The 12628-nt window shown below is 61.5% G+C and carries 6 protein-coding genes; all 6 read left to right on the top strand.

Annotation, left to right across the window (positions count from 1 at the left end; all coding sequences use genetic code 11):
• Window positions 1-361 precede the first annotated feature (361 nt).
• The 6 genes from NKH73_RS28280 to NKH73_RS28255 all read left to right on the top strand — a co-directional run bounded on the left by NKH73_RS28280 (window position 362) and on the right by NKH73_RS28255 (window position 12557).
• The gene (locus NKH73_RS28280) at window positions 362-3985 is read left to right on the top strand and encodes a beta strand repeat-containing protein (RefSeq protein WP_352937844.1); all 3624 of its coding nucleotides are present in this window, start codon (window positions 362-364) and stop codon (window positions 3983-3985) included.
• Window positions 3986-4107: 122 nt separating this feature from the next.
• A complete protein-coding gene (locus tag NKH73_RS28275) occupies window positions 4108-5877 on the top strand; it encodes a type I secretion system permease/ATPase (RefSeq protein WP_352937843.1) in 1770 nt (589 codons plus the stop codon).
• Window positions 5874-7223: an HlyD family type I secretion periplasmic adaptor subunit gene (locus tag NKH73_RS28270; protein ID WP_352937841.1), complete on the top strand. Its 1350-nt coding sequence runs from the start codon at window positions 5874-5876 to the stop codon at window positions 7221-7223. Before NKH73_RS28275 ends, NKH73_RS28270 begins: the two co-directional genes overlap by 4 nt.
• Before the next feature lie 643 nt (window positions 7224-7866).
• Window positions 7867-10065: a sensor domain-containing diguanylate cyclase gene (locus NKH73_RS28265; RefSeq protein WP_352937840.1), complete on the top strand. Its 2199-nt coding sequence runs from the start codon at window positions 7867-7869 to the stop codon at window positions 10063-10065.
• Between the two features lie 333 nt (window positions 10066-10398).
• Complete coding sequence (locus NKH73_RS28260) at window positions 10399-11388, top strand: glycosyltransferase family 2 protein (RefSeq protein WP_352937838.1); 990 nt, start codon at window positions 10399-10401, stop codon at window positions 11386-11388.
• 2 nt (window positions 11389-11390) lie between these two features.
• On the top strand, window positions 11391-12557 hold the full coding sequence (locus NKH73_RS28255; protein WP_352937836.1) for a glycosyltransferase family 2 protein: 1167 nt from the start codon (window positions 11391-11393) through the stop codon (window positions 12555-12557).
• Window positions 12558-12628 lie beyond the last annotated feature (71 nt).

The following is a 12628-nucleotide window of genomic DNA, read 5'->3' as shown; positions in this document are numbered from 1 at the left end:
GTCGATGCCGCCTTCGTCAGCATGATACCGGCAACAGGCCGGAAGCCCCCAGCATATCGATCGCCCCGCATGCCGACGCTGCCACCCGCAAGCGCCTGTCGCGGCTCGACCCTATCGAAGGATCTATATCGTTCGATCGGGCAGGGGTATTCACCATAACACTATCGAACCGCGAATGGACGCGTCCTCTTCATCGGCGGCACAATGACAATTGAGGGCCGCCATTCAGTACGCGATCAGGGTGCACCCATGCAGGTGCATTCCGGCGTCATCGGATGTCTCAGGTAACTTTGGCCGGATAGTTCTGGGCATCTGGGGCTGGTTCCCTTTTTTTGATGCGTTTTAACCAAGGAGAATCTCCATGGCACTCGACATCGTAGCTCAAGACATCATCATCGACGAGACCACCGGTCTTCAGGACGATGATGTTAACCCGTCCGTTGCGCCGCACCTCACCGACCCCACGCTGCAATATCTCCTAGGTCTCGACGATGCGGGTGGGCTGACTTCACCGGAGGTCGCCTTCCAGACCGACTTCGTGGTCGCCTCGGCGAGTGCAGGGGAAACCATCACCTCGGTCGTTCTCTCCCAGAATCTCAATGGAACCCCGTTTTCCACCACCGTCGGCGTGAACAGCGACATTCAGACGGTCGATGGCAATTATGTCTGGCTGTTCCAAGACCCAACTCATGCAAACGTCGTGATCGGCGTCATCGGTACCTCTGACGGGACCGTCGCGCCCGACCCAACCGGTCCGCTCGCCTTCTCGCTTGGGCTGAACAGCACCAGCAACACCAAGGCGAACCTGTACACGGTCCAGTATGTGCCGTTGTTCCATCCGGACGAGACCAACCCGGACGACCGCATCGATCTGTCCAATAAGGTGTTCGCTTCGGTCGCGGGGACCAGCGTGGCTAGTTTCTTAGGCTCCGCCGCCGCGCCCGGCAATAATGATTTCTACCTCATCAATTCGTCCACTGACGCTTCCAAGCAACTTCTGGTGATAGGTTTGAACGGTGGCACCGCCAATGTGAGTACACAGGGCTTCGGCGTCAACAACCAGAGCATCAATCCGAACGAAACGCTCCAGGTCGATTTTGTGACCGGCGGTAACCTGAACGCAGGTAGTGCCTCGCAAATCCAGTACGGCAGCCATCTCGAGACTGTCACGCAGGCCGGGTTCACGATCAACCAGGTCACGCCTGGTAATCCGACTGATCGGGTGGACGTCAGGATCGCCGCCTTCAACAATGCGGGCAACGAGCAAGGCACGGACTTCTTTGACGGTACTACGACCAGCTCCGTGAACATCACCAGCCTCAAGTTGACGGGTGAATCAGGGGTTGCGTCCACCATCACAGCCAATGGCACCTATGCCACGGGGAGCGGCAACGTCACCGTCAGCGGGCTCGGCACCGGCATCGTCACCATCACCGACCTCGATAACGTCACCATCGTCGATGTCACCACCAGCAGCCCAATGGATCGGCTGCAGGTTTCGTCGGTCGATTCAAACGAAGGGCTCGACATCTCCGAGTTCCATTTCTCGGTGACGAACACCAACGCCTACAGCGAACAGGTCGGCTCCTTCATCAACTTTGACGATGATGGGCCGACACTCTCGATCACGGCCGCGCCGACGGTTGGCGCCGCCGAGGTGGTCGAGGCGAGCGGGGCTGGCGGGCAGAGCCAGGCGACGATCACGCCGCCGACCTTCACCGCGAACGCGGTCGACGGCTTCACAACGAATGTGAGCTACGCGCTGGCCCTGGCGGGCGGGACGGCGACCGGGCTGCTGACGACGGAGGGCAACCATGCGATCACGCTGGTGGCCGACTCGGCCAGCCAGATCTCGGGCCAGTACGACAGCGACGGCGACAACACGCTTGATGCGACGGCGTTCACGGTGACGCTGTCTGGCACGACGGTGACGCTGACGTCGTTGGTTGCCCTTGAGCACTCGAACGCGCCGCAAGGCGTCGGCGAGGACAACACGCTCGACCTCAACGGTCTGATCAACGTGGTGTCGACGGTGACGGTGACGGACGGCGACGACGACGTCGTGTCGTCGCAAAGCGCGAGTTCGGGGCTGTCGCTGACCTTCAACGACACCGATCCGACGCTCTCGATCACGGCCGCGCCGACGGTTGGCGCCGCCGAGGTGGTCGAGGCGAGCGGGGCTGGCGGGCAGAGGCAGGTGACGATCACGCCGCCGACCGTCACGGCTAGCGCGGTCGACGGCTTCACAACGAATGTGAGCTACGCGCTGGCCTTGGCGGGCGGGACGGCGACCGGGCTGCTGACGACGGCGGGCAACCATGCGATCACGCTGGTGGCCGACTCGGCCAGCCAGATCTCGGGCCAGTACGACAGCGACGGCGACACCGTGCTCGATGCGACGGCGTTCACGGTGACGCTGTCTGGCACGACGGTGACGCTGACGTCGTTGGTTGCCCTTGAGCACTCGAACGCGCCGCAAGGCGTGGGCGAGGACAACTCGCTCGACCTCGGCACTCTGATCAACGTGGTGTCGACGGTGACGGTGACGGACGGCGACAACGACGTCGTGTCTTCGCAAAGCGCGAGCTCGGGGCTGTCGCTGACCTTCAACGACACCGACCCGACGATCACGGCACCGTTCGACGCTGATCCCATTACTGCGGGCATCCAAACCCCCGAGCATCTGGGCAACGCGGTGGGACAGACGGCCAGCGGGATTTTCGGGTACGACATGGTGGACAAGCACACGGCCGCAGCTTATGCGGCGGGTGCTACCGACTTTGTCGATGCCAACCTTGCTTTGGCGGGCATCCAGATCGGGCTCACCGGCACGGTTGACAACACGCAGAACCCGAACATCACCCAAGCGGTCGCAACCCGCACGGCTGAGACCGCTACATCTGCGTCGTTTGCCTTCTCGTTCCACTACGACAAGGACCCAATCACGGCTGGTGTGCAGGACGCTACGGCGGGCGGCACGCTTGTCTTCGACAAGGCTGCCGACACCTACACCTTCACCCTGACCGACGTGATCGACGGGTTCAGTTTCGACGTGCTGCACACCAGCGAGTTGGTGGCGAAAGCACCCACCGGCAACACGGGACACCCGCTGATCGTCGCGGAGCAGCTGACGCCGAACGGCGATCCGAATCCGTTCTTCGTGCAGTTCACCGCAAACTCGACCACCCAGCAGATCGGCTTCGGGTTCAACTCGACCGGCGACGGAGCGACCGTTGGTGACACCACGTTCAACAACGGTGGTGCCACCCACGACATGATCACCAACACCCGCGAAGACTGGGTGTCTGCAACCCGGGCGACAAACGGGGTCGCCGGTGACACGATCCAGAAGGGTGAAGTGCTGACGTTGCGGTTCTTCCAGGAGAACATCCTGGGCGACGTCAACCCGAATGCTCCCGGGGGCGGCACCGAGAGGCTTGACCCGACCACATCTGCCAGTGGGGTCGTGATCAAGTTCGACGGCATTGGCAACGGTGAGGACCTGGTCCTGATCCTCGATCTCAAGGACGCCAACGGCAATGAGATCACCAGGGCCGTCAACGTGCAGAACTCGGACCTGATCAAGGGCAACGCCAATGTGCCCTTCCCGTACAACACCGAGTTCACGCTCGATAACAACGATGCCCTCCTGATCTTGGAGAGCAACGACTACAATAATGGCACCGAGACGTTCCAGATCCAGGGCGTGCAGATCATGCAGAGCGCCAATGGGCTGACGGGTACCGCCATCAACCTGAACGGGGCCATCGGAGCGGGCGGTGACAGCAATGCCACCTCTGGTCTGACGGCATGGGACCCGACCGATAACGACGTCCTGAAGATCGTGGACATCGGGTTTGTGCAGCAGACCAGTGGGACAATCGACGCCAACCTCGAGTTCAGCTTCGCGATGGCAGACGCGGACGGCGATCCGACTGAAACGCAGCTCATCCCAGTGAACGTCAGCAACGACTTCATCGTCTAAGCACTGAACCAGGGGGAGGCAGTTAACGCTGCCTCCCCTCTACCACCCCGTCGAGTGCACGGAATTTTCCGGGCGGTATGTGGAACCTGTTGCAACCCGCAGGCAGAGCACAGAGACATGACATGGTGAAACCAGCTAACCCACATCCCCCTGCCCTGCAGGTGGTGATGAAAGAGGCCCGACGCGCGGTCAAGCCGCTTATCTGGTTCAGCGCCGGTATTAACATGCTGATGCTGACCGGGGCGCTGTACATGCTCCAGGTCTACCACCGCGTGTTGGGCAGCCACAGCACGGAGACACTGGTGGTTTTGACGTTGATGGCGGCGACGGCGCTGGCGACAATGGCGGCACTGGAAGTCGTGCGCCAGCGCCTGCTGGCCAAAGTCGGAACGTGGATGAACGCGCGGTTGGCGCCTGTTCTCCTGACCGCATCGGTAGAGTACGCGGCCGCCGCGCCCGGTCAGGTTACCTCCCGCCCGCTGCGTGACCTCGACCAGGTACGAAATTTCTTCACCAGCCCGAGTATCTACCCGATCCTTGACGCGCCTTGGGCACCGATCTTCTTCGCCGCTATCTTCCTCATGCACCCTTGGTTGGGCTGGCTGGCATTGTGCGGCGGGATTGTATTGTTCGCACTGGCGTTGCTGAACGAGTACATCACACGCAAGCCGCTGACGGAGGCCGGTAGCTCGCAGTCGCGGGCTTACACGCAGGCTGAGGCCGTGATCCGCAACGCCGAGGTCGTGCAGTCTATGGGCATGTTGAAGCCCCTGCTCGAAACTTGGAAGGTCCACCAGGACGAGGCGAACGACGGACATTCCCGCGCCAGCAGCCGGGGCGGCACAATCTCGGCCATCGCGCGCTCCTTCCGTCAGGCCCTCCAGATCGCCATCCTCGGCCTCGGCGCTTATCTTGTATTGCGGAACGAGGCTTCCGGCGGCATCATGATCGCCGCCTCCATCCTGATGGGCCGCGCGTTGGCCCCGGTCGAACAAGCGATCGGCACGTGGAAGGCGACGGTGGGGGCCCGCGACGCCTACAAACGTCTCGTCGCAGTCGCCGGACAGCACCCGGAGGCCACGCCGGCCTTACCGTTGCCGCGCCCGAAAGGTAAGTTTGAGGCCGAGAACATCGCACTCGCCCGGCAGGGCGGCGGCGAGCCGATTCTGAAAGGAATCAGCTTCCAACTCAACCCGGGCGAAGTGATGGCGTTGATCGGCCCGAGCGCGGCCGGCAAGACGAGTCTGGCGCGAGTGTTGGCCGGCGCTTGGCGCCCATCCGCAGGCCGCGCGTTGCTCGACGGCATGGACGTCGCCCAATGGGCGGCGGAGGACCGGGGCCGTCACGTCGGCTACCTGCCGCAAGACGTCGAGCTCTTCGCCGGTACCGTCTCCGAAAACATCTGCCGCTTCGCGACGCTCAACCCCGCGGTCTTCAAGCACGTGGTCAACGCCGCGCAGCTGGCGGGCGTCCACGAACTGATCAAGGGGCTGCCGAAGGGTTACGCCACCGAGATCGGCGAGGCAGGCGCGGTGTTGTCGGGCGGACAGCGCCAGCGCATCGGGCTGGCGCGGGCACTCTACGGCGACCCGGCGCTCCTTATTCTCGACGAACCCAACTCCAACCTCGACAAAGAGGGCGAAGACGCATTGGCCGCCGCCATCGGTATCGCCAAGGCCACGAAAACGACCATCATCTTGATCGCACACCGCCCGAACATCATGGAGAAGGTCGACAAGGTGTTGGTCCTCAACCGCGGCCAGAAAGACCTTTTCGGTCCGCGCGACTATGTCTTCAACGAACTCGCCAACCGCGCCGGCAAGGTGGCCCAGCTGCCAACCCTCGAAGTGGTCAAGGAAGTCAAAAAAATCAAAGAGGTCAAAGAAGCATGAGCCGTTCTCCAGAATTGAACGTCGTGCCGTTACCCGTCCCGCCACCCTCCGTGCTGGAACCGGTACCCCTGCGTCTCACGGGCGTGACGTGCACCGGGTTCGCGATCATGTTCCTGTTCTTCGGCGTGGCCGGGGGTTGGGCGGCGCTGGCACCGTTGGACAGCGCCGCAGTGGCTCCGGGCGTTATCAAGGTCGCCGGCGAGCGCAAGCTCATCCAGCACCTCGAGGGCGGCATCATCGCGGAGTTGAACGCCGCCAACGGTGATATCGTCAAGGCGGGCAAGGTCCTCATCCGACTCGACAACACACAGGCAACGGCGCAGCTTGACCTGATCCAGAACCGGATAGCAACGCGTGAGGCGCTGGCCGCGCGTCTCAGGACTGAGCGTGACGGCAAGGCCGAGATCGAGTTTGATCCGGCGTTGCTCGCAGATCCCGCCACCGCCGTAAAGGACGCGGTGGCCGCACAGCGTGACGTGTTCGCGGCGAAGCACCACAACTTGAAGGACGAGCGGGAAATTCTCAGCCAGCGCCGTCACCAGACCGAGGAAGAGATAACGGGACTGGAGGACCTTATCGTCACCGAGGACAAGCAGATCGAGGCGATCGAGGGTGAAACCAAAGATCTTGAAAGTCTGCTCAAAAAGGGGCTGACCACCCGCGAGAGGAACCTGTTGCTCAGACGACAACAGCGGGTGGTCGAGGGGGAGCGCGCTACCAACGTCGCGGCAATCGCTCGTGCCAGAAGCGCCATGGCCGAGATTGAGATGCAAATTTTGAACCTCAACACAGTGCGGCTGAACCAGGCCGTCGAGGAGTTGAGCAAGGTCGAGGCGGAGTTGTTTGACCTCAGACAGGAGGAGCGTTCCGCCAAGGACGTGCTTACCCGTACCAACGTCGTCGCACCGGTTGACGGCATCGTCATGGACCTGAAGGTCCACACGGCGGGCGGTGTCGTGAAATCCGGTGAGACATTGATGACAGTCGTGCCGCTCGGACAACAACTCGTGGTCGAGGCTATGGTCAAACCAGAGGATGTCGAGACGATCGCCCCCGGACAGCCGGCGCGCGTCAGCTTCCCGGCCTTCGCCCGCTACAACCTGCCGCCACTCGACGGCGTCGTGGAGATCGTGTCGGCTGACCGCATGGTGGAGGAGCGCAGCGGCGCACCGTATTTCGCCGCAACCGTGTTGATCGACAAGAGCGAACTCGCCAAGCTGGAGGGCCGTAAACTGCTGCCGGGCATGTCGAGCGAGGCGCTGATCCGGACAGGTGCTCGCACCGTGCTTTCTTACCTCGCCGAGCCAATCACGCAGAACTTCCGCCGAGCCATGCGGGAAAAATAGTCACCCCGAGCCGAAGGCAGAACTCGCTGGCCTTTGCGGTGCTGGTCGACGCGTTGCGCAATCGCAGCTGAGACGCCAAGTCGCCACTGCAGCAATGGCATTGCTTCGGCTCAAAGCCCGCGCTGAGCATGTCGATGCTGGGCGACTAAACCGGCGCGACACCGCCCGCGTCAGGCCGCTTTACGCCGAGATTTCCATGTCTCGTGGTGCTTGCCCCAGGCCGACATGACTGTCACCGCATCGTTCAGGCTAAAGCCGAGCGGCGTGAGGACCGAAATTCCCGCCCCGACAATGCTCCATTGGCCTCACAGGAAGCATGAATGGCTTTGTCTGGAAGGCTTGCCCGAAGCAGCCACCTTTTGAGGAGCGGATCGCCCAGAGCAGAGAGCGACATTGGCTTGCGGCAGGGTGGATAACTGCCGCGGGCGACTGCGACCCGAAGCTCCCTTTTGCGCTCCGGCCGGGCGCGGCCCACCATTATGGAGGCGTACGACAAATCGCCGTGAGCCGAAGCGGCAAAAGAACGCCGCCTGATTGGCTTATCGTTAGTACGTTAATAAGCATTTGGTAATAAAATATTCAGTGTGAAATGTTGGCTCGATCGGGGCATGTACGATGCCGTCGTCCTCAGCAGGCCCGTGACGTGCGCATCAAGAGCCAAATCATTCTCAGCATGGTGGCCGCCTCGGCTTTGATCGGGCTGGTAGGCGGCGTTGCGATTTTTACACAGATGGCCGCGATCAGGTCGTTGGGATTGACCGAGGCGGCCAATGTCGCGCGGGAATTGGCCAACACGGTCGTCTTCAAGTCATCCGATGGGGCACCTTCGCTGCTCGATCGACCAGACGCGCTGCGCGAGTTTCTGGAGCATCAGCATCACGATTCGCGCAGAGATTTCCTCGTCGTCGACCGCAACAAGATCCTCCTGGCCCACGCTTCCGACGAAGACCACACTATCGGCGACAAGTTCGATCATGACCCCGGCAATGAAGTCGGCAAGACGCTGGAGGATGGCGTCCCACGCAGGTTCAATGATCCTCACGAGATCAACGACTTATTGGTCGTTCCGGTCGAGCATCCCGAGGACACGATCATCGGCGCCGTGCTCTTGGAATACGACCCCTTGCTAGGCGATGCCGAACGGCGCACCAGCAACATGCTTTGGTTGATTGGCCTCAGCGCGGCGGCCGCCATGCTGGTTGCGGCGGGATTCGCGGCGGCGCTACTGCGCCGTTTCGGCGCCGGGCTTTCGGACCTGACGAAAGGCATGGAAGCGCTGGCCAAAGGCGATGCCACGACGCGTATAATTCACAATCGCAAGGATGAGTTCGGCCAGCTGGCGCATGGCTTCAACACGATGGCGGCCGAGCTTGAATCGGCGCGAGCCCATATCGAGGATATCGTCGACACGGCGGCAGAAGGCATTGCCGTCCTCGACGGTGAGGGCCGGATTGCCAGCGTCAATCCTGCGGCGGCATCGATGATTGGGCGACGCGCCGACAAGATCGTCGGCCAGGAATGGCGCTCGGTCATGACGATGCGTGATCCGAGAGGCGGCGAGTTCGCGGCCGGGACGTCTCCGGTCGCGCTGGCCTTGACCTCGGGCCGCCAGCACCAGAGCGAAGTGCGCCTGACCAAATTGGATGGTTCGCATTTGCCGGTGATCGCGAGCTGCAGTCCCCTCAGCAAGTCCGACGGAGGTCTCGTCCTCACACTCAATGACATCAGCGAACTGCGCCGCGCGGAAGGTGTTGTGAACGAGCGTGCCGATCAGCTGGCGGTGCTAAACCGCGAATTGCACGAGAAGTCGGAAACCACCACCCGCCTTGTGAAGCTCGGCGAACTGCTCCAGGCCTGCGTTACATTTCCTGAAGCGTTTTCAGTGGTCGGCACCGCCATGGCCGAGTTCCTCGGTGGCTTGAGCGGGACAGTCCACCTGACCAGCGCCTCGCGCAACCTGGTGGAAGAGGTGGCGCATTGGGGCTCCGTTCGGTCGAGCGCTACCCAATTTGCGCCGGAAGACTGCTGGGCGTTGCGACGCGGCCAGGAGCATGTCGCCGGCCCGGGCATGCTGTCGCCACGCTGCGCCCATATCACCGAGAATGGCGGCAAGGGCTACGTCTGCATGCCTCTGGCGGCACAAGGCGAAACGCTGGGTATTCTCCATTTGTGTGAACCGAATGCGGCTGACAAACCGCAATGGTTGGCTGAGAGGCAACAGATCCTGCGCGGCGTCGTCGATACGCTGGCATTGGCGCTCGCCAATCTGCGCCTGCGCGAGACGCTGCGGCAGCAATCGATCCGCGATCCGAACACCGGTCTGTTCAACAGGCGATATCTCGAGGAAACCAGCAGCCGTGAACTGCGCCGGATGGAGCGGTCAGCTCAGCCGCTGGTGATCATGATGCTCGACGTCGACCATTTCAAACAGTTCAACGACACGTTCGGCCACGAGGCCGGCGACTTGGTATTGAAGCAAGTCGCCGCCACTTTGATCGAGCATGCGAGGGATAGCGATGTCGTATCGCGCTACGGCGGTGAGGAATTCGCCCTCGTGATGCCGGGATGCTCGCTTGAAGAAGGCGCTGAGCGGGCGGAAGCGCTGCGCCAGGCAATCAGGCAGCTCCACTTGGCGCATCGCGGGCGGACGCTGGGCACGGTTACCGTTTCGTTCGGGATCGCCGCTTATCCGGAGCATGGAGCGGGCTGGGCCGAACTCACGAATGCCGCGGATCACGCGCTCTACGAGGCCAAGGGTGAGGGGCGCGACCGGGTCGTCATCGCGCGCAGCAGCGCCCCGGGCGAGCGACAAATCCAGTTGGTAACAGCCCCCAAAAAATAGACGGGACGCCCGTCTGGCCTTAACATCCGCCGCTCGGCTGCACGCGCGCCAGGCCGGCGTTGCGGGCCGCTGCCATTCCGTGTCGCGCGGCGTCGGTTGACTGGCTTATTCAGTAAAGGCTAATAAGGCAGCGTTTACGTGACCGATCCACGTGTCTGTTTTTCGGATTTTGCGTTGCTTCGTCACGGCCCGAATCCGCCAGCTACGATAGGCCAGGCTGAATGACCGACCTCATTTGCCTCGAATTCGCCCCAATCATTGAAGAGCGGTGCTGATCGCAATGTCGGCGCCGTCCGTCGTTTACTGGCTCTTGCAGAGAAAACGAAGGCTTCAATGATCCAGGACAATGCCAGGGTAGGCGTCGTGGTGCCGATGTTCAATGCCGAGCGAACCATTCGCGCAACCTTGACCAGCATCTGCCAGCAGGACCATCAGGCGCTAGACATTGTGGTGGTGGACGATGGGTCGACGGACCAATCCGCCTCGATTGTGGCCTCCTGTGCTGAGAAAGACCGGCGTATACGCCTAATGAGGCGGTCGAATGCCGGTGTTGCGCAGGCCCGCAACAGCGGTGCGGCCTCTACCGATGCGGAGTTTCTGGCGTTTGTCGACGCGGATGATCTCTGGGCCCCATCCAAGATCGCACTGCAACTGCGCGCCCTGCAGGAAGGTGGCTCTTCTGCGGGCCTGGCATATTGCTGGTTTGCGCAAATCGACGAGAACGGCCGGGTATTCTCACTATACAACCGGCCCGATGCCGATGGCCGCGTTCTGCAACGGATGTGCAGAATGAATTTTGTCGGCAACGGGAGTTCGATGCTGATGCGTCGCTCCGCATTCGAGCGGGCGGGACAATTCGATCCTTCCCTGAGGGCCAGGAACGCACAGGGCTGCGAGGATCTTCTAATGTGCCTCAGAATAGCGGAAAATTACGAATTCCGCGTCGTGCCTCAGCACCTCGTGGGCTACCGGATGACAAACGTCAACATGTCGAGCGATGTCATGCAGATGCTTCGTTCGTGTGAGATCGTTCTTGCCGAGTTTCGCGAAAAGTATCCGCAGTTCGGCAGCGATCTCGATGCCCATCTGGTCGACATGATTCATTGGCTTGCGGTGAGAGCTTTGATCGGCGGACAGCTTCACGCGGCCTGCGAACTATCGAAGAAACTCTTCGTCCTGGATCCGCGCACGGCGATTTCTCGCCTGCCCAACATGATAGACGTTTACTGCAGGGCTAGGTTGGTTCCTCGCTGGATCAAGGCTGGAGTGAAGCGGATGCGCAACGCCGAATTTCGGCCGCTTTATAGTGAAATGAGTCGGTGAAGATGTCACCAAACTGGCGCGCGAATGTGCTGGAGGCAGATCTGCGAAGAATGTTCGGCGTGGCTGACTGCGCAGGTATCCGCCATATAGATTTAGACATCCAAGTTGCTCCTGAAGACTGCGATCCCGGCATGATCGTCTTGTGGCGCGGCGGGCTGCCAGTTGGGCATTTACTCAGGGGAAGCGATGGTCAGTGCCGCGCTACCCCGGTTGCGGCCGCTCGAGATTCGAGCCCGACCTCACCGGTTCTGGACCTGCCGAGCGCCAGCGTGGTCATCTGCACGCGCGACAGGCCGAACGAGTTGCAGCGCTGTCTGGCTTCGCTTCCTCAGCAAAGTTTGCCGCCGGCAGAGATCATCGTGGTCGACAACGCATCGAAAGGCGACGAAACGCGCCAGGTCGTTCTGGCGGCGGGTGCAATCTACCTGCGCGAGGATCGACCCGGCCTGGATATCGCGCGCAACCGAGGAGCTCAGAGGGCGTCCTCGGCTATCGTTGCATACACTGACGATGATGTTCTGCTTCATCCGCATTGGCTTGAACGATTGGTTGCTGCGTTCGACAGCCGCTCGGTCGGCGCCGTGACGGGCCTTGTGCTGCCCGCCGAGATTGCCACCGAAGCCCAGCGGTATTTCGAGACATTCTGGAGCTTCGGGCAGGGCTATACATCACAAACCTTCCGCGCGGACGACTTCGCCGCGAGAAAGCACGAGGTGTTTCCTTCCTGGAAAATTGGTGCCGGCGCCAGCATGGCGTTCCGACGCGAAGTATTCGACCGCGCCGGGATATTTGACGAGCGCCTCGACGTCGGTCAGGCCGGATGTTCGGGGGACTCCGAATATTGGTATCGGCTGCTCGCCAATGGATATGACTGCCGTTACGAACCTGCCTCCGTCGCGTTCCACTTTCACAGACGGACGATGGAGGGCCTGGCCAAACAAATCTACTTCTATATGCGCGGTCATTCAGCCGCATTGCTCGTCCAGCATGAGCGGACTGGCGTCAGGGCGAATTTGGAACAAGCTTTCAAATGGAAGCCGCTCTGGTATCTCGCAAGAGTTCGCAGGAGACTGTTTGGACGCAGCGTCCCTGAGGACCGTTTCCTTTGGCAGGAGATCGCCGGCTATGTTTCGGGACTCTTGTTCTACCTCCGAGCCAGGCGCGGGTAAGACGGCGTGGCGCATAATCCCTTGGTTTCAATCGTGGTTCCTGCGCACAACGCGGAGGCAACGCTGGCGCG

It is taken from the genome of Mesorhizobium sp. M0938 (assembly GCF_040319125.1).
GTDB classification, from domain to species: Bacteria; Pseudomonadota; Alphaproteobacteria; order Rhizobiales; family Rhizobiaceae; genus Mesorhizobium; species Mesorhizobium robiniae.
Note: the sequence above shows the minus strand (reverse complement) of the source record. Positions and strands in the feature narration are given on the sequence as shown.